Annotated in this window: 16 protein-coding genes and 1 pseudogene; 7 read left to right on the top strand and 10 right to left on the bottom strand. The window is 42.9% G+C overall.

Features of this window, described 5'->3' with window-relative positions; translation table 11 throughout:
- Positions 1–214 precede the first annotated feature (214 nt).
- Positions 215–691, top strand: a complete 477-nt coding sequence (locus tag V7K15_RS09670; protein WP_334905172.1) for an NAD(P)H-quinone oxidoreductase subunit N — start codon at positions 215–217, stop codon at positions 689–691.
- 42 nt (positions 692–733) lie between these two features.
- On the opposite strand, the gene V7K15_RS09665 is transcribed toward V7K15_RS09670, so the two are convergent.
- The gene (locus tag V7K15_RS09665; protein WP_334905170.1) at positions 734–1,252 is read right to left on the bottom strand and encodes a GNAT family N-acetyltransferase; all 519 of its coding nucleotides are present in this window, start codon (positions 1,250–1,252) and stop codon (positions 734–736) included.
- A gap of 560 nt (positions 1,253–1,812) precedes the next feature.
- Between V7K15_RS09665 and V7K15_RS09660 the strand changes: the two genes are divergently transcribed.
- Positions 1,813–2,352, top strand: coding sequence for a DUF3172 domain-containing protein (locus V7K15_RS09660; protein ID WP_292799289.1), 540 nt, complete (start codon positions 1,813–1,815; stop codon positions 2,350–2,352).
- A gap of 71 nt (positions 2,353–2,423) precedes the next feature.
- Here V7K15_RS09660 and V7K15_RS09655 read toward each other — a convergent pair whose 3' ends face one another.
- On the bottom strand, positions 2,424–3,188 hold the full coding sequence (locus V7K15_RS09655; RefSeq protein ID WP_334905168.1) for a DeoR/GlpR family DNA-binding transcription regulator: 765 nt from the start codon (positions 3,186–3,188) through the stop codon (positions 2,424–2,426).
- A gap of 302 nt (positions 3,189–3,490) precedes the next feature.
- Between V7K15_RS09655 and V7K15_RS09650 the strand changes: the two genes are divergently transcribed.
- Complete coding sequence (locus V7K15_RS09650) at positions 3,491–5,410, top strand: transketolase C-terminal domain-containing protein (RefSeq protein WP_334905166.1); 1,920 nt, start codon at positions 3,491–3,493, stop codon at positions 5,408–5,410.
- A 306-nt stretch (positions 5,411–5,716) separates the two neighbouring features.
- On the opposite strand, the gene V7K15_RS09645 is transcribed toward V7K15_RS09650, so the two are convergent.
- The 3 genes from V7K15_RS09645 to V7K15_RS09635 form a co-directional block, all read right to left on the bottom strand.
- Positions 5,717–6,565: an AMIN domain-containing protein gene (locus V7K15_RS09645; protein ID WP_334905164.1), complete on the bottom strand. Its 849-nt coding sequence runs from the start codon at positions 6,563–6,565 to the stop codon at positions 5,717–5,719.
- 82 nt (positions 6,566–6,647) lie between these two features.
- Entirely contained in the window at positions 6,648–7,130 is a 483-nt protein-coding gene (locus V7K15_RS09640; RefSeq protein ID WP_334905162.1) for a hypothetical protein, read from the bottom strand.
- Between the two features lie 4 nt (positions 7,131–7,134).
- Positions 7,135–9,324 (bottom strand): cation:proton antiporter, encoded by a 2,190-nt coding sequence (locus V7K15_RS09635; RefSeq protein WP_334905160.1) that lies wholly within the window; start codon positions 9,322–9,324, stop codon positions 7,135–7,137.
- 995 nt (positions 9,325–10,319) lie between these two features.
- Between V7K15_RS09635 and V7K15_RS09625 the strand changes: the two genes are divergently transcribed.
- Positions 10,320–11,138, top strand: coding sequence for a hypothetical protein (locus V7K15_RS09625; protein ID WP_334905158.1), 819 nt, complete (start codon positions 10,320–10,322; stop codon positions 11,136–11,138).
- A gap of 161 nt (positions 11,139–11,299) precedes the next feature.
- On the opposite strand, the gene V7K15_RS09620 is transcribed toward V7K15_RS09625, so the two are convergent.
- The 4 genes from V7K15_RS09620 to V7K15_RS09605 all read right to left on the bottom strand — a co-directional run bounded on the left by V7K15_RS09620 (position 11,300) and on the right by V7K15_RS09605 (position 16,059).
- Positions 11,300–12,010, bottom strand: coding sequence for a DevA family ABC transporter ATP-binding protein (locus tag V7K15_RS09620; RefSeq protein ID WP_292799275.1), 711 nt, complete (start codon positions 12,008–12,010; stop codon positions 11,300–11,302).
- Between the two features lie 119 nt (positions 12,011–12,129).
- Positions 12,130–13,284 carry an ABC transporter permease DevC gene (devC, locus tag V7K15_RS09615; protein ID WP_334905156.1) on the bottom strand — a complete coding sequence of 385 codons (1,155 nt, stop codon included), beginning with the start codon at positions 13,282–13,284 and terminating at the stop codon, positions 12,130–12,132.
- A gap of 269 nt (positions 13,285–13,553) precedes the next feature.
- On the bottom strand, positions 13,554–14,978 hold the full coding sequence (locus tag V7K15_RS09610; RefSeq protein WP_334905155.1) for an HlyD family efflux transporter periplasmic adaptor subunit: 1,425 nt from the start codon (positions 14,976–14,978) through the stop codon (positions 13,554–13,556).
- A gap of 910 nt (positions 14,979–15,888) precedes the next feature.
- Positions 15,889–16,059, bottom strand: a complete 171-nt coding sequence (locus tag V7K15_RS09605; protein WP_334905153.1) for a hypothetical protein — start codon at positions 16,057–16,059, stop codon at positions 15,889–15,891.
- A 13-nt stretch (positions 16,060–16,072) separates the two neighbouring features.
- Here V7K15_RS09605 and V7K15_RS09600 point away from each other — a divergent pair, with 13 nt between their 5' ends.
- The gene (locus tag V7K15_RS09600; RefSeq protein WP_334905151.1) at positions 16,073–16,474 is read left to right on the top strand and encodes a GIY-YIG nuclease family protein; all 402 of its coding nucleotides are present in this window, start codon (positions 16,073–16,075) and stop codon (positions 16,472–16,474) included.
- A gap of 42 nt (positions 16,475–16,516) precedes the next feature.
- Positions 16,517–16,639: pseudogene (locus V7K15_RS29945) on the top strand (type I restriction endonuclease subunit R); the annotation flags it as partial.
- On the opposite strand, the gene V7K15_RS09595 reads toward V7K15_RS29945, so the two are convergent.
- The gene (locus V7K15_RS09595) at positions 16,634–17,371 is read right to left on the bottom strand and encodes a phycocyanobilin:ferredoxin oxidoreductase (RefSeq protein ID WP_334905149.1); all 738 of its coding nucleotides are present in this window, start codon (positions 17,369–17,371) and stop codon (positions 16,634–16,636) included. The pseudogene V7K15_RS29945 and the gene V7K15_RS09595 overlap by 6 nt on opposite strands.
- Before the next feature lie 45 nt (positions 17,372–17,416).
- On the opposite strand from V7K15_RS09595, the gene V7K15_RS09590 reads away from it, so the two are divergent.
- On the top strand, positions 17,417–17,608 hold a 192-nt coding region (locus V7K15_RS09590; protein WP_334905147.1), incomplete at its 3' end, for a hypothetical protein.

Raw genomic sequence — 17,608 nt, 5'->3', positions numbered from 1 at the left:
GAATGACAGTAAAAAGGCCACCTAATTTGCGTCTTTGGTCACAATCTAATAATATAAATTATTTATTTATTTTTGTCCAGTAATTTATAGAGTTATTTTTGGGGAGTAGGGAGTAAGGACTAAAGAAATGGGCATTCTTTCCCAAAAGCTTTAACTTAATCTATCGGTTCCGGGTAAATAATAGAGATATCTAAGTGGGATAAGAGGAAAATCTATGGCACTAATTACCACTGGCAACGGTTTAATCCGCGATCTGGAAAAATTTGGCGCTCTTGGAGTGTATGTACCTCTGGAAGGGGGTTATGAAGGTCGATATCAGCGCCGACTACGCGCAGCTGGCTATACCACCCTCCACATTACCGCTAAGGGACTAGGCGATGTAGCTGCGTATCTCACAAGAGTTCATGGAGTCAGACCTCCTCATCTTGGTAAAAAAAGTACTGGTAGTGGTGCAGCAGTAGGCTATGTATACTATATGCCGCCAATTATCGGTTATCACTTAGAACAGCTACCACCAAAGTCAAAGGGGCTGGTTTTGTGGATTATTGAAGGGCATATTCTTTCTAATGAGGAACTTGAGTATTTAGCGAATTTGCCTCAGCTAGAGCCACGAGTCAGAGTAATCATTGAGAGAGGTGGCGATCGCGCTTTCCGTTGGACTTCTCTAGAAAAAACTCTGTTAGCTAGTTAGTCATTAGTCATTAGTCATTAGTCATTTGCTGATAACTAATGACTAATGATTTAATTCAATCAGCATTTCAATAATGCTGAGTCGAAAACCACAAGATGCAAATAACCGGCGTGAAGCTTCGTTAGCAACTGCTGTATCTAGACGAATTTGCTTGATGCCCATCTGATGAAAGCGTTCAACACTTAGCATCACCATCTGCCGCGCAATTCCGTTTTGGCGATATTCTGGCTCAACCCAAATATCATGAATAAAAGCAAATTCCTGTAAGCGGTAAATTGGTATTTCTCGCTCAATTGTTGCCACCAGAAAACCTACAAGTTGTCCTTCGTTTTCGGATACTAGAAATACGCTGCGATCGCTGGAAGCGTCGGCATTCGCGTAGCGTCTCGTAGAGAAGCCATCGCTATTTGCTAAACGCGTCAACCATTGTTCATAACGCTGTTCTGGATGGGTTAGAAAACCATATTTGGCGGAATCCCAAGACTCATGCAAAGCACAAATTTTGGCAACCATTGGTAAAACTGCGGGTACGTCAGTTGTTGTGGCGGGGCGGATCAGCATAAGCTCTCAAGCACAAAAAGTACAAAGAAAAAAGAATGCCTTGCAGTCAGGTATTGGTTTTTATCCACTTACCTATAGGACTTACGCAAAAATCGCCAAAAAGCTTAGTTTATCGAACTGCTTTCTGTTCTTAGGCTGCGCCAACGAGACGCTGCGCGTTATTGGTGTCTGGCAGAAAAGAATTCGGAGAGCGTGTATAAGTCTTAACTAAAAACAAAAAGCTAGATAGGCTATCTGAGAAAAATCAAAAATATCGTATAATTATAGAACACAATCCCTAAGTGATTTGCAAGTCAAGCAAAATAAAACAAATAACTAATAACAATTCTTTAATCAGCAAAAAAAAATAAAAATACCTCCCAATTTTTTCCAGAAAGAAACAAGAACCAAAAAGGTTAAAATTCTGTCCAGATATCTAGATAAGTTCCTATTTCTCTTATTTAACAAGAATATCGCCCAAAAACTCACAGGCAATTACAGTCAAGACTAGGCATACTGAAAAAAGGGAGAAAACTTTAGACGACTCCCTCCCAAATCGGCGTGAAGGTGATTAAGCAACAATGAAACGTAAACCCCCTGGTAAATCGGCTACTACTTCTAAACCCTCTATTTTCCAATCCCCGATGTTTAACCTCTTCACCATCGCAATTATGGGAGGGGTATTGATTTTGGGTATTGGGATTGGTATTGCTTTTAGTTCTACAACCACGTTAGCCCCATCAAATGTGGCTTCCCGTGAATTCATTGACACCAAAGCACCAAACCCGGAAATTTGTGTGCAGTACGGAGCCAGCGCGATGGTGATGGACGCTAGACTGTTCGTTACTCTCAACCCCTTCAATGTTTATGTTGCCCAGCCCAGTATGCGTCCTGGATGCGTGATCCGACAAAATAATTGGGCGCTTTTAGAGCAACGTAAGTTGGTGACATCTGATCAGGTAAATGAGTGCAAAAATCGCCTGAACACCTTTGGCTTTACAGGTAATTTGGACAGTGACAAACCTGATATTAGGTGTATATATCAGAATGAAGCGGCTCAAAACTTATTTACGGCTCAACCTGGAGCAGTTGGAACACCTCAGGAAACGGATAGATTTTAGATTTGGGCATGGGGCATTGGGCATGGGGCATAGAGTAATTGGTTATTCTTTCTTTCCTTGCTTCCTGCTCCTTATTCATACTCGTCACGTATAATGGTCAAACCTAAAGCTTTGTAGGCACTGAGCATATTATTAGATACTGTAGGTGCAGTTACTAAATAAGTTAGGGCACGAATAGACTCGACTACATAAGGAGCAGCCGTGTCTAATTTTTCTGCTGTCACTAATCCCACGACTTCAGCCGATCCAGCAATCATGGCTCGTTTGACGTGGGCTTCGTCTAGGTTAGGTACACTAATTCCAATTTCTGGATGTAAACTGCAAACTCCCAACATACACAAATCTGCACGAATCATCCGTAATGTTTCAATCGTAACAGTACCTACGTTGACCAAGGCTTTTTTGTAGAGCTGTCCACCTAACATCACAACCTCTATGTGGGGATGTTCTGCTAATGCAATGGCAATTGGCGGACTATTTGTGATGACTGTCGCTCGCAGATCTAGGGGCAAATGACGGGTTATCTGGAGAGTTGTTGTACCTCCATCTAAAATCACTACCTGTCCTGTACAAACTAATTTTGCTGCTGTACGAGCGATCGCTTCCTTTTCTTTTGGCGCTTGCTTTTGGCGATCGCTATAACTGGCGATCGCTGGAGATTTTTGCAGCGCTCCCCCATGAACGCGTTGCAATAGTCCAACTTCTGCCAGTTCTCGCAAGTCCCGCCGAATCGTATCCTCGGAAACCTTGAGAACAGCACTGAGTTCTGTTGAAAGTACCTTTTTATCACGACGAAGAATTTCCAAGATGAATTGTCGTCGTTCAGCAGTTAGCATAGTTAATTTTCCTGAAATTGCGTTTTTGGTCTTGAAGTTGCCCGTTTGTGAGTTTATACTTATTTGTATGCAGGTCTTTGTACGGTAATCCGTACTTCAATTGAATTCAAGCACATTCAACACTGCATGAATGTGTTGATTTTGTCCACTGAAGCCAGATGGTTCCACAATGGTTCCTAGCGGTTGACTTTAGATTAGGAAACGGTTCGATAATTGTTGCCCAATCTGGGTTTTAACAATTTTTTTGTAGTGCGCTCATGCGTCCCGTCTGTTCAAATTGCTTTTTATTCAATAAATAAGCCATGACTATTATTAATTCCCAATTTCCAATTGATCTCGGTGCTTACAAACCTTTAGGACTCAATCCAGCAAATTCGAGCCTCACAGATGAACAGCGAGAGACTCTAAAAGCGAATATTCAACTCTGCCGAGATGCGATCGTCTTTTTTACTGCGACTGGCGCTGCTAGAGGAGTGGGTGGTCATACTGGTGGGCCATACGATACAGTGCCAGAGGTGATGATTCTTGATGCCTTCTTCCGAGGAGCATCGGAGCAATTTGTGCCGATTTTCTTTGATGAGGCAGGACATCGAGTCGCCACCCAATATCTGATGGCAACGTTGCATGGTGACTTACCTGCCGAGCAACTTTTACGTTATCGCCAAGCAGATTCTCATTTGCCGGGACACCCTGAACTAGGGCTAACTCCTGGTGTGAAATTTAGTTCTGGACGTCTGGGGCATCTTTGGCCTTACATCAATGGTGTGGCGATCGCAAATCCAGGCAAGGTTGTTTTCTGTCTCGGTTCTGATGGCTCTCAGCAAGAAGGTAACGATGCTGAAGCTGCTCGCTTGGCTGTTGCTCAACATCTCAACGTCAAGCTGATCATTGACGACAATGATGTAACGATCGCTGGACATCCTTCTAAATATTTACCTGGTTTCAGTGTCGCCAAAACCTTAGAAGGCCACGGGTTGAAAGTACTTGCGGGAGATGGGGAAGACTTAGACGATTTATACCGTCGCATGAGCGAAGCTGTGAATACTCCCGGAGCGATCGCCCTGATCAATAAACGCCCGATGTGTCCTGGTATTGAAGGTTTAGAAGGCTCGACTCACGGTCATGATGTAATTTCTGTAGATTTAGCAGTTAAGTATCTAGAATCTCGTGGACAAACTACGGCGATCGAATACCTTCAAAGTATTGAGAAACCCAAGCAAACCTATACATTTCTCGGTTCTAGTGATAAATGGGGCGCTAACCGCAATGTCTTTGGTGAAGCCGTGGTAGGTGTCCTCAGTCGCATGAGTGAGGCGGAGCGTAAAGAAAAAATCAAGGTTATTGATAGTGATTTAGAAGGCTCCTGCGGGTTAAAGAAAATCCACGATACATACCCAGAAATATTTATTTCTTCTGGGATCATGGAACGGGGTAACTTCTCTGCTGCTGCTGGATTCGGGATGGAGAAGGGCAAGCAAGGTATTTTTGCGACTTTCAGCGCCTTCTTAGAAATGTGTATTTCAGAAATCACGATGGCACGGCTGAACTATTCTAATGTGCTGTGCCACTTTTCCCATGCGGGTGTGGATGAGATGGCAGATAATACCTGCCACTTCGGTTTGAACAATATGTTTGCCGACAATGGCTTGGATGATGGCTATGAAACACGGCTGTACTTCCCGGCAGATGTCAATCAAATGACAGCCTGTGTAGAAACTATATTCTTTGAGCCGGGACTGCGGTTTATTTTTTCTACCCGTTCCAAGGTGCCCAATATTAAGGACAGCAACGGCAATGACTTCTTTGGGAGTGGCTACAAATTTGTTCCTGGTAAAGATGAGGTTGTACGAGAGGGGACGCAAGGCTACATCATTAGTTTTGGCGATGCTCTCTACCGTGCCCTTGATGCCGTAGAGCGTCTTCAGCAAGAGGGGCTAGACGTTGGTTTGATTAATAAGCCAACCCTAAATGTTATTGATGAAGAAATAATGACCAAAATTGGTAATACTCCCTTTGTGCTTGTAGTAGAAGCCTTCAACCGTCGGACTGGCTTAGGCAGCCGTTTTGGTTCCTGGTTGCTTGAGCGGGGGTTGACTCCCAAATATGCTCATCTTGGAACTCATAAAGAAGGTTGCGGTGGTTTGTGGGAACAGTACCCATATCAAGGTATCGATCCAGTGAGCATCATTAAGAAGGTAAAGGAGTTAGTTGGAAGAAATTGACACTCCTCGTGCCTTTAGGCACGTTCGCGTTAGCGATATCATTTTGCTTTCATTAAGCTACACATGGTGGTTCTCAGTTAAGTGCAATACAGACCTAACCCCCAGCCCCTTCCCTACTAGCGTTGGGGAGTAAGATTCAATTCCTCTCTCCTTCTCTCTGTGTTCTCTGTGCCTCTGCGGTTTGTTATTTAACCCAGCAAAGTTGGCTTGACAGACTACTAGAGGCACAACATTATTAGGATATGGCGCATAGCGGATGGGGCATTGATTCAATTATTCTATGCCCAATCCCCAATGCCCCATGCCCTATTTGAATTTGGTTTTGGGTAAAGGTTGACCAAACTCTATCACCTGGGGATTGGGAACATTGGGGATTGTTGGGACTGGAAATTCCGACATACCGAAAGAGGGAATGCTATTCAAGTTACTAGGTTGATTTGGGAAAGAAGGAGGGGGAAGAATTAAAGCAGGTTGTTGAGGGGATGTATTCGGAGTTAGGGGAGGTACGGTGACAAAAGGCTGCCCTGAGTTAGTAGTAATTGCTGAGGGCAGTTCACTGGATGGAGGCGGAACTGTAAGTAAGGGCGCTTGTGGATTAGTAGGAGTTACGGGTAGGTTATTAGGCGGCTGTGAGTACTTATACGGTGTTTGAGGTTGTTTCTTGGGTGAAGGTGGGGAATTTCCTGGTTTCACGGCAGTAGTTTTACCAGAAATAACCGGACGTAATACCCAGCGAGTGGAATTTTTTCGGGAAACCGGTTGCAGTTGTACCTGTTTGGGATTTAAAACAGTCCCTGCTGCTAAATCTAGGACAATGCGGGTGGCGTTTGCGTTCAGTTGAGAAACGCGAATGCTTTTGATTACTCCCGAATAATTTTGTTGGGTGGTAATCTTGCCCAACTTAGTATTCGGTAAATCTACAACCAAACGAGGGGGTTGGGTTAGGTAGAAATAACGGGGGGTTGTGCCTACTGAAAGGGTGATTTCGAGTTGCTGTGTCTTGGGGGAAAAACGCCAATTATTCAGCTTTGCCACTGGTGTAGCGGCACTGCTGCAAGTTTCGAGGGCGATCGCAGCATAAAAGCCGAATATACTGATGCTAAATAGCTGCTTGCGCCATTGGCAAAATTGCCTAGTCTTTAGTCCCTGATGCATTCTTTTTATTTGCTCCATAAAACCCGTACAATGCGCTCACATTGCCGTTTACTTCGCACTTCCAATTTTCCCCACCCCCAATTCAAGGAGCTTTTTGGGGCACAGCGGTAAATTTCAGAGTTTGTGGGATGCCATTTATATTTAATTGACCTGTTATATTACCTTTGTCCACAAGTTGCATTTGAATTTTGACTGAGTTTAGAGGATCATTTTGGGGGCGAGGAATATTACAAAGGATTGATCTGCCAACTTTTCCAGATAAATTTAACTGTTGATTTCTGAAGATGCCTGTGAGCGAGTGCTTTTCGTCAGTATCGGCGTTGGCTGTTGCTGGTAATACAGAGGCATTCAAGTAAATACCTGATTGCTCAATGTTTAAGGTTAGGGTATCCGATTTTTCACAGTTCGGCAAATTCTCCGCTAGTGTTAGACGATACCGGCCGTTAACTGGAGGAGGAGCCTTGAGATTGTTTTCCCCATAAACGCTGACAGTTCTAAACAACAGTAGCACTGAAATTATTGCTACTCCGTAAAAAGCTAAAGATTTGAAGTTGAAATGATTCATAATCTCAACTCCTTAATGTTGGCTCTTGACTAATAATCTCAGGAAGTACGGAAGCTAGATGAGCGGTGACTTGACTATAGCGGCGGGTAATCAGTAGGGAAGAGCAACATTGGGTGGCTAGTTGATCTGTATATCTTCCCAAGGTTTGACGCTCGATCCCCCAAGTGCGGCTGGTGCCAGCAATTGTCAGGTCTACACTTTTTGAGGCTTCGACTACAGCTGGGATTGCTTCTGAAGTTTGGACAGTTTTGATTTCTATGCGATCGCGTACACTACTCGGTAATTGCTCCATCATTTTATGTAACTCGTAGCTCAATTCATCCTTGAGGTGATTTTCGGGTACAACCTGTAAAACCTGTAACATACAAGTTTCATGATTGATTAGCAGTCTGAGCGCCAGTATCAGGGCCAAATCATCATGAATATTTGCCGAATAAGGCACCAACAAGCTTTCTAAGCGATCGCCTCCTCTGTCCACAAACACTGCAACATCTACTGGTGCAGTGGTGAGCATTTGACCGACTCTTCCACCTAAGCGATTGCTACTAAAAGCTGGGCGATGCCATCCTACAAGAATTAAATCAACTTGTTTGAGTGCGGCAATCTGTGCTGTTTCTTGTGCGACATTGCTGGATATGCGAACGATGGGATGTACATGAGAGCGTATTTCTAACGGTTCGAGAGTATTAATCAGTTCTTCTAGCTGCTGGCGGCGCTGGGCAATTAATCGGTCTGCTTCAACTGGAGTACTTTCAAAGGCATAATCTTCTTCAAATTCAATCAGGCTAAGAGGGTTAACAATGGCGGGATGTCGGAAGTTGAGAGCGATGCTGACTGCCAACTGTACCAAACCTTTCTGTGTAGTCGGATTAGCCACTGGTACCAAAATTCGGTAGGGACGAACGTAAACTTGCCCACCAGTAGCGCTTGTAGCTGTTTCTGCTTCCGACTCCGATTCCACGACATCCAACCTGATCAGCTTCTTCGGATATGTCCATTCCAGCAGTGGCGAGGTCATGAATGTAGTTACCAATGCCATAATTACCAGCATGGTAAATATTAAGGGGGAAATTACCTTTAACTCTAGACCAATGTTTAGCACTATCAGTTCGGTCAAGCCGCGAGTATTCATTAACCAACCGAGTGCCGAGGCTTCGCGTTTATTAATGCCACTCACACGAGCCGCTACATAAGTGCCAACATATTTACCTGCGATCGCCACTCCTAAAATCAACGCACACAAAAGCCACAATTCTGGACGGTTGAGTAAGCCAATCTGTGTCTTTAAACCACTGTAGGCGAAAAATATTGGCAGCAAGAAAATTAGGACAAAATCTTCGGTTTTTACTGCCAATTCCCGCACTAAATCTTCATTTTTGGGCATGGCTGCACCCAGTAAAAATGCCCCAAAAATTAAGTGAATACCAATTAGTTCGGTGATTAGTGCTGAGGCCACTACTCCCATATAAATCCCAGCTAGCAGCAATTGGCTGAGGCGTCCCGCCCGCAGGTAGTGTCTGGTAAGACGTTGGAGAAACCAACGACCTGCTGTCAACATCAAGCCGATGTAAACTATGCTGGCAATAATTGTCGGTACCGCATCAGCAAAGTCACCAGTTCGAGCGACTGCGATCGCTACTGCTAAGAGACACCAAGCTGTCACATCATCCACTGCTGCACAAGTTAACGCCAAGGTTCCTAAACGCGTTCCTTGTAAATTGTTTTCAGTAATGATTCGCGCCAACACTGGAAAGGCAGTAATCGACATCGCCGCCCCCAAAAACAAGGCGAAGGCGGTAAAGGATACACTTGCATTGGAAACTAGGGGATAAAGTAGCACCGCTAGCAATGTTCCTAAAGAAAACGGCACCAAAATACTTACGTGAGAAGTTAAAACTGCTACTTCTAATTGTCCACTGAGGTATTTTGGATTTAGTTCTAGCCCAATCAGAAACATGAAAAATATTAGTCCCACCTGAGACAAAACATTTAGAAAAGGAAAAGTTTCTGGTGGAAACAAGCTAACTGCTAGATGGGGAGCAACTAAACCAAATAAAGATGGTCCAAGCATAATCCCGGCGACAATCTCACCAATTACTAGAGGTTGCTTAATGGAACGGAATCCTAGCCCTACTAGCCTGGAAAGTCCAATAACAATCAGCACCTCAACCAGAACGAGAACAACTATGTGCATGGTTTCCTCACAATTAACTATCTGGTTTCTCTAAGATAATTCTTTAAAACACTAGAAAATGTCAAGCTTATTAGATACACCCCAAGTTGATTTGTGCTTTTTTGTCATGTTAATTCCTGTTACGATGCAGTTGCAGCCGTGAAACATGAATTCTGATGATTTTAGGCGCTAAATCTCGAAAAACTTCCGAATTAAACCACGTCTATCTTGAAACCTGTAGTTCTTCGGTGATGAAAAGGATTTGCCCTCATCCCCCAACCCCTTCTTCCAGATTGGGGAGAAGGGGAGCCAGAATTTCAAAGTCCCTCTCCCATATCTGGGAGAGGGATTTAGGGTGAGGGCAAAAACTACGCTTATAAACTTAGATCAGGTTTAACGATATCAAACTCCCCACCCTGGAAACGCCAACGGGGAAAAATAATTTGCATCAGGCTTTGTGAACTAATAAAAACCGCTAGCCAGACGACGCTATAGTGCAATATAAAAGCTACTGGCGAAACAGGAACTTTCGCTAAAGGTATTGGGGTGGGGAGTAATGAACAAGAGAGAAATTAGAGTTTTTATAAATGGATTTATAAAGGGATTTTAGACTCACTTTCATTGAAAATTCAATGTATTTTAATAAATAGAGTGTGAGAATCGAACCGCAGAGGCGCTGAGGACGCTGAGGAAGAGAGGAGAGAGAGCGATCGCTATTATATGCAGGGTGGTTTTATCCAAACAGAGAAAAATTACAATACTTCTGTCAGGCGATCGCAGTTGGGAATACTAATATAAGTACAGTTTTACGCCATTCCGCCAGGGAATAAATTTCTATGGCTATCAGACAAATATTGCTTAGGCTAGTAGATAAAACCTCAGACAGGGCAGGCAGGCTCTGGTGTCTGGTATGCAGTTTGTAAAATGCTGTAAAAAATATTCACGATACAGCAAGATGGCATTGAAGATTTGGGCATCCTAAACATCAGGAGCCAAGTTTTTCAGTTTCCCAACCTATGCCCACTTCGATGTTTGTTGCCCAATCCTCTGGGATAAAGACTAAAAAGGCATTTCAGGAAGTGCCAGTAAGTAATCCTCAAATACTACCATTATTGGTGGTCACTTCTGGAGGACTTGCTTTAGCGGTGATTGCTTTAATTGTGTATGGTAAGCTCCAGATGAATAAGCTGGAGAAAAAACTTAAGTTTGAACAATTCCGCGTGCGAGAACTAGAGAAAAAGTTTAAGCTAGCGCTGGAAACAATTCGCAAAATGGAAACTAATCCCGATTTGGTCAACTCACGGGACTTTAACCTGGATTATCTGCGAATGCGGATGGCAGAGGAGGTGTTTCATTTTGCAATTCTTAATCAAATTAAGATTCAGATCAAAGAGAAAATTTCTCAAGCCCTGCGTCCAAATCAAGCACAACTTGGATCAGTTGGAATTGCTAACAGTGTTGGACGGCAAGTAGATGAAATTTTTGATGTAGAGTATGAGACTGGTACTCCGCCGAACTCTGCCAAGCGAGTACTATTTCGTATTCAAATCCGGTTAACGAAGTTACCGACGCAAGCAACTTCTGCGACTATTAGTCAAATTATTGACTGTATAGAAACTTACCTCAGCCCCATAGAAAACGAAGATAGTTGGCAACCAATAATTCAAGGTCGGATTGCTACTATGCAGTGGGATCAAAAGGCTAAACCTACGCCTTTACTGGTGCTGGAGCAATCGAATGAAGGCGTGAATGTGACTTTTCGCACCAGTCGCCAACCAAATACTCCACCTCAGCCAAATCCACCTGGGATGAAAAAATCAGGCTCGACTAGATAATAATTATGGCTGTCATTAGTCATTAGTCATTTGTCCTCTGTAGATACAAATGACCAATGACATAGAAGCTTTGTGCAAGGTAGGACAACCCTTATGAGTAAATAGGCTATGTTTATTTGCGTCACAGCTTAGTTATTGAGTTGTGATTTCTGACTTTGGAATCATGACTGAATAGCTGTATTGGGGGAATTACGGGTTAAAAGACCATCTTCCATTTCTACGATGCGATCGGCTATGTCTAAAATGCGGTTGTCGTGTGTCACTAATAAGATAGTAGTTCCCTGATTTTTGGCTAGACTTTGCATTATTTCCACAACATCACGTCCTGATTGTTTGTCTAATGCTGCTGTTGGTTCGTCTGCTAGCACTAGGGGGGGACGATTCACTAAGGCGCGGGCGATCGCAATTCTTTGTTTTTGTCCACCAGAAAGATTGTCTGGGTAGTAATCAACTCGTTCTTCTAGACCAACTGACCCCAGCATGGCTTTTGATTTAGCCACTGCTTCTGTTTTAGAAATATGATTATTCAATTCTACTGCCATTTGCACGTTTTGCTTTGCTGTCAAGAACCCTAGCAAATTGTGAGCTTGGAAAATATAACCAATCTGGCGTCGCATCTGCACCAGTTTGCTTTGACTGACGCCCACAAGTTCTTCACCTAAAAATTTTAAACTTCCCTCTTGTACAGACCGCAAACCACCAATTAAGCTCAGTAATGTTGTTTTACCTGAACCTGATGGCCCGGTCATAATTACAATTTCACCTGAATAAATTTCTAGGTTTATATCAAATAATATCTGTTTTCTCAATGCACCTTTACCATAGTAGTGATTGAGATTTTTAATGGCAATTACAGGTTCTTGTTTCATCATAAATTCGTTAGCTATAAGTTAGTAGTTCTGAGACTCAACTGTAGTGCATATCTAAAATTAATGTTTGTTACTTTTAAACTAAAATTATCAACAATATCTTTTAATTAATATTGAATTAATTAAAAGATATCTGCTGGATCGGCAGAACGTAATTTTCGGACTGCGATCGCACCAGAAATAATACACATCATTATAGTCAAAACCAACACCATTACCGCCCGATCAAAACTCATAAAAACTGGTAAAAGTGTCGCGTCTCTAGCGCTTTTATACATAAATAATGAAAAAACAATTCCTGGAAAATATCCTAAAACTGCTAATAACAAAGCCTCTTGAAGAATAACTGTCAATAAATAGTTTTGTGTATAGCCTATTGCCTTGAGAGTAGCATACTCAGCTAAGTGATCTGCAACTTCTGTATAAAGGATTTGATAAACAATCACAGTCCCGACAATGAAACCCATCACAGTCCCTAATGTGAAGATAAACCCAATAGCTGTACTATTTGCCCAATAACTCCGCTCAAAATCAATAAATTCTTGCTTAGTTAAAACATTTACCTCATTAGGCAAATACTTTCGCAATTCTTGGGCGACAACATTAGCATCTGCTCCCGGTTTTAATCTAATCAGCCCAATATCAATTAATCCTTTTTGACGATTGTTGAATATCCGCAAAAAGTTAAGATCACTCGTAATTAAATTCCCATCTGCGCCAAATGATGCACCTAATGTAAATAGTCCCCCGACTTTAATTCGCCGCCTTCGCACTTCTGCGGTTACAGGCTTTCCTTGGTCATAATTAGCAGCAATTGGCCCATACTCTACCCTTGAAGAACGGTCAAATAAAACTACATCAGGTAGTTTAAGTTTATCTAAATTTTCCTGAACTCCAGGTAAGTTAACTATGTTAGTTTCTGGGTTCATGCCAAAGATCAGAATACTACGAGGACGGCCAGTTACAGGATTTTTCCAGATTGTAAAGTCTAAATATATCGGATATACTGATTGGACTGCGGGTAAATCTAAAGCTTTATATAATCGCCGTTGTGAAAAACTTCTCATCGCCAGGACAGCGCTAGATTGACTATTGATTAAAACAATATCACCTTGCAAGCTGTTATGGAATCGAACGTTACTATAATACAGAGCATCCCGGAAGCCGAGTTGCATAAACATTAAAATATCAGCAAAAGCAATTCCTGCCAAAGCCACGGCTAGGCGAGTTTTTTCTCTTGTGAGTTGTAGCCATGACAGAGGGATTTTTTGATTCATTTTCTAGGCGTCCAAGCACAGTTAAGATAATTCGTAATTCGTAATTTGTAATGACGCTCTCTACGAGACGCTAAAAGCGAACCAATACTCGCTAACGCTACGCTAACGTAATTCGTAATGACGCTTAATGACTCGCTAACCCTTCTCTACGAGACGCTACGCGTAGCTTGCTTATTTGTAAGGGTACGCTAACGTAATTCATAATTAAGAACATTTACAATCCAAAATATCAAATCACAAATTGGGATTACTGCTCACCTATAACTGAATTAGTTATTAATTTCGACAAGAACTTTAGCGTAAGTTAAACCAGAAACTTTCTGACTATCTGCTGGAGGTAGAGCAATTTTCACTTCTACGACTCTGGCATCTACATCTGCTGCTGGATCTGTATTCAACACATCTTTTTTACCAATTTTTCTGCCAATTTCAGTGACAGTTCCCTTTAATTCGCTGCTAAATGCTCCATTATCACTGGTGATAGTGGCGTTTTGACCAATACGCACTTTACCAATGCTGTCTTCGGGGACTTCAGCAATCACAAACATTTGACTGGTTTGGCCAATTTCAGCAATACCATTTGCACCGATCGCTTCGCCTGATTTGGTGTAAACTTTTAAAATCTCTCCAGCGATTGGTGCTTGAACGTAGCTCAATCTCAGTTCGGCTTCGGCTTTTCTGACATTTGCGATCGCATTACTAACTTGGGCTTGCGCTACTTGCACATCGGTAGGACCAACATCTAAAATTTTGCTCAGTTTGGCCTTTTCTTCATCGATTTGTCTTTGCAAAGTTGCTACAGTTTTGTCACGGTTAACTTTGGCTTCGATTAGCTGCTGTTGCAAAGTTGCTAAATTTTGTATTTGGTTAGCTCTAGCCTCAGCAATTTGCTGTCGCAGGGTTGCTAATGTCTGCTTCAAGGTAGCTCGGCTTTCAGCAACCTGCTGATTAGAAGTTACTGCACTCAAGCGTCTTTTGTCCCGCTCTTGCTGAGAAATCGCACCTTCTCTGTATAAATAATCATAGCGTCCGGCATCGACTTGAGCATTGCGCTGTTCGGCTTGGACACGTCCAACTGTCGCTCTTTGGACATCTCTTTGCCCACTAAGTTCAGCTTCTAGGCGATTTACGGTTGCTTGTTGGACGAGTTTATCACCACTTAACTGGGCTGCAACCCGCGCGATCGTTGCTTGTTGAGCATTCCTTTCGCCAATTAACTGCGCTTGTAGCCGAGCAATAACTGCTCTTTGGGCTTGAATATCTCTTGGAGATCCGGCTCTGATTTGCGCTAAATTCGCACTGGCTTCTTGCACCTTCGCTTTTGCCTCTTGTAGTCCGGCTATTTGGGTATCGCGGTTATCCAAAATTGCCACAATTTGACCTTGCTTTACCTGTTCACCTTCTCTCACCAGAAGTTGCTGAATTCGTGACGATGGTGCTAATCCTGATGATGGGGCGGACAATTTAACAACTTCGCCTCGCGGTTCCAAACGCCCTACAGCACTAATGCTATTGCTAGATGGCATTATGGGTACAGATGTAGTTAGTTTCCTGAGCTGCTCGATTTTGGCTGTACCTAATATCCCAGCCGCGATTACTACTGGCACAGCGACAGCGATACCCCACCAAATCTTCGGTTGTTCACTATTAAGTGGCTGCTCACTTGGCTTTGGCTTTTCAGTCACCCTTGACATAGTATGTTGCCCGTTTATCTAAATTGTGCTGATGGAAGTAAAAATAAAAGGGTTTTTAATCAACAGCCAACCGCTTAAGACAAACAACAGTGGTTTAAAGCTGGGTATGGCTTAAAATTCATTGTGTGATGAACGCTCAACACTATGGCTTTCTAAAATGGTGTTTTCTATAGTGCTTCTCGTTTATATGCAATATACTTTGACCTCTCTCCAAACCTCTCTCCTAAAAGGAGAGAGGCTTTGAGGCTTACTTCTCCCCAACGCTAGTAGGGGTGGGGGTTAGGTCTGTATTTAACTCAACACAGAAGCGCTATAGTAGTTGGCTATTCAATAACTCTGAGTATTATTAAGACATGAGTGCAATGGGAGTTAGCAGAATTCACAAGCAGTATAAATCTAGATGTAGAAACGTGATATGTGATGTCTCTAGACAAAATCCTAAATTGGTATGATGCGGTACTATACTGCTACATTCATTACGATTACAGTTAGTCACAAAATTGAAAAGAAACATCAAAAATAGATTGTTGCCAATGCTTGATACAATCTTGCTACAAAAGTTAGTCTTCCTTAAGTCAATCAACGATTAACTAACTAAAAAATATCTGTTGACCCTTCGGCTTCGCTCAGGGTCAACTTGAGCATTTCTAACATTAGAGTTTCCTTAACTTTCTGGTCAATGAGTTAGCTGTCTCTACTTGCTTGCACCTACCAAGACAACAAACCATTTTGTAATATTCGCTTCAAAGACCTTACTATTCTCCCTGCTGCTGTTTTGGGACTCCATTAAACTCTCGTTGAATGAATTCTACATTTATCCGTTACGCGAAAACGTAACACAGCCTACAGATGAGGAACTGTGAGTCTCGTAAACCAATCAAAGTTAAAAAGGATTTCAAAATTGCGGTTGCTACTTACGGTTGTACCAAAGTCGAGCGATCGCGGCACTGGATGCAGAGAGTGGTGATATTTTGGCGGGAATTGGGGGAATGTTATAAGAGTGCTGGTTTTGACTCCGCTCAACCAGCACAAAATTTGAGGACTGAGCGAAGTCGAAGTCCGTTTTTTTGCACAAGGTCATAACAATGCCCTATATGTATATTCTTGAATGTGCCGATCGCTCATTCTATACGGGAAGTACAAAGGATTTGCCGCGTCGTTTGTGGCAGCATCAAAATGGGCTGGGGGCAAACCATACGATAAAACGACTGCCTGTAAAATTGGTCTATGCGGAGCATTTTGATTATGTAGCGGATGCTTTTTATCGTGAAAAGCAGGTTCAGGGTTGGAGTCGAACGAAAAAAATTGCTCTGATGGAGAGTAAATGGGAGCGGCTTCATATTTTGGCGGAGTGTCAGAATGATTCGCATTATAAAAATGCTGGTTTCGACTCCGCTCAACCAGCGTCGGAAGTTGCTCAACCAGCGTCGGAAGTTGCTCAACCAGCGTCGGAAGTTGCTCAACCAGCGTCGGAAGATATCAGGGACGGGCAATGATTAAGGGATGGTCAACAACCCCTCGTGAACGAAGCCGAAACTATCAGGTTAAGCGAAGCCGAAACCGGCGCTAAACTAATCAACCCCGCACTTAAAGCCGCAGGCTGGGGTATGATCGAAGGCAGTCGCATCCGCCGTGAAGTTATCGCCCCTGGTCGCTTAATTTGGCAGATCGAATAAAACTGTGGTCATGTAATTTTCTGCCCAAGCAGTGCCAAAAGCTTTTTCTAGTACGCGGCGGGTTTTATCGTTTTGCTGCTGTTTGGTGCAATAGTTGTGTTGTCCGGCGATATTTTGTGTAACTTGTTCACCTGAAACAGGATGTGAGGCGATCGCTTGGATGCAATGTATGTCTAAAAATTCTCGCACCCGCGTAAGAAACATGGTTTCTTCTTCTGGGGAACTGGGGCGCACAAAGATACAAAAATCCGAAAAAATATTTCCCCATTCAGGTAATTCACGGGGTTGGGAAAAGTTAAGCACTGTTAGCTGTGTCAGTGCAAAAGTATAAACTTCTGGTAAGGTACGATCTAATTGAATCGGAGAAACGTCTGCGATCGCTGCACTAATTTGACCTCTACCCCCAACTAAATCGCAACCAAACATCGGCAAGTTGTATTCTGGACGGGGAAACATGACGCAGTGCAAAATATCCAACATATTTCCGATTTTTGCCAGTTCCAAGTGCATTTTCCGAAACTGGGGCGTTTGATAGCAGCGATTTTCAATTGTCAGTTTTTCACCTTCTAGTCTACCTTCCACATACCCCAACTCATCAGGCAAATGGTAGGGCGATAGATCCAGGTGCTGATGCCAAGCTGCCTCAATAGAATCAGCTAGCTGACGAATTAGAGGATGTTGTTGCTCACGCAGCGAGGCCATAGAAGTAAATGACATATTCATAGTTGGAAATGCGATCTAGTTGCTAGTCTACAACCTGTCGTGGCCTGCAATATAAACAAACACTTACTGAACCTGCAATGGCATAACATCGACTTGCAATGGCATAACATCGACTTGCAATGGCATAACATCGACCTGCAATGGCATAACATCGACCTGCAATGGCATAACATCGACCTGCAATGGCATAACATCGACCTGCAATGGCATAACATCGACCTGCAATGGCAT

The sequence above is a fragment of the Nostoc sp. genome, assembly GCF_036919815.1.
Taxonomy (GTDB): Bacteria; Cyanobacteriota; Cyanobacteriia; order Cyanobacteriales; family Nostocaceae; genus Nostoc.
Note: the sequence above shows the minus strand (reverse complement) of the source record. Positions and strands in the feature narration are given on the sequence as shown.

Coding starts and splice junctions, on each gene's coding strand:
- V7K15_RS09670 (WP_334905172.1), top strand. CDS start 215: ATGGCACTAATTACCACTGGCAACGGTTTAATCCGCGATCTGGAAAAA.
- V7K15_RS09665 (WP_334905170.1), bottom strand. CDS start 1,252: ATGCTGATCCGCCCCGCCACAACAACTGACGTACCCGCAGTTTTACCA.
- V7K15_RS09660 (WP_292799289.1), top strand. CDS start 1,813: ATGAAACGTAAACCCCCTGGTAAATCGGCTACTACTTCTAAACCCTCT.
- V7K15_RS09655 (WP_334905168.1), bottom strand. CDS start 3,188: ATGCTAACTGCTGAACGACGACAATTCATCTTGGAAATTCTTCGTCGT.
- V7K15_RS09650 (WP_334905166.1), top strand. CDS start 3,491: ATGACTATTATTAATTCCCAATTTCCAATTGATCTCGGTGCTTACAAA.
- V7K15_RS09645 (WP_334905164.1), bottom strand. CDS start 6,565: ATGCATCAGGGACTAAAGACTAGGCAATTTTGCCAATGGCGCAAGCAG.
- V7K15_RS09640 (WP_334905162.1), bottom strand. CDS start 7,130: ATGAATCATTTCAACTTCAAATCTTTAGCTTTTTACGGAGTAGCAATA.
- V7K15_RS09635 (WP_334905160.1), bottom strand. CDS start 9,324: ATGCACATAGTTGTTCTCGTTCTGGTTGAGGTGCTGATTGTTATTGGA.
- V7K15_RS09625 (WP_334905158.1), top strand. CDS start 10,320: ATGCCCACTTCGATGTTTGTTGCCCAATCCTCTGGGATAAAGACTAAA.
- V7K15_RS09620 (WP_292799275.1), bottom strand. CDS start 12,010: ATGATGAAACAAGAACCTGTAATTGCCATTAAAAATCTCAATCACTAC.
- devC (WP_334905156.1), bottom strand. CDS start 13,284: ATGAATCAAAAAATCCCTCTGTCATGGCTACAACTCACAAGAGAAAAA.
- V7K15_RS09610 (WP_334905155.1), bottom strand. CDS start 14,978: ATGTCAAGGGTGACTGAAAAGCCAAAGCCAAGTGAGCAGCCACTTAAT.
- V7K15_RS09605 (WP_334905153.1), bottom strand. CDS start 16,059: ATGACCTTGTGCAAAAAAACGGACTTCGACTTCGCTCAGTCCTCAAAT.
- V7K15_RS09600 (WP_334905151.1), top strand. CDS start 16,073: ATGTATATTCTTGAATGTGCCGATCGCTCATTCTATACGGGAAGTACA.
- V7K15_RS09595 (WP_334905149.1), bottom strand. CDS start 17,371: ATGTCATTTACTTCTATGGCCTCGCTGCGTGAGCAACAACATCCTCTA.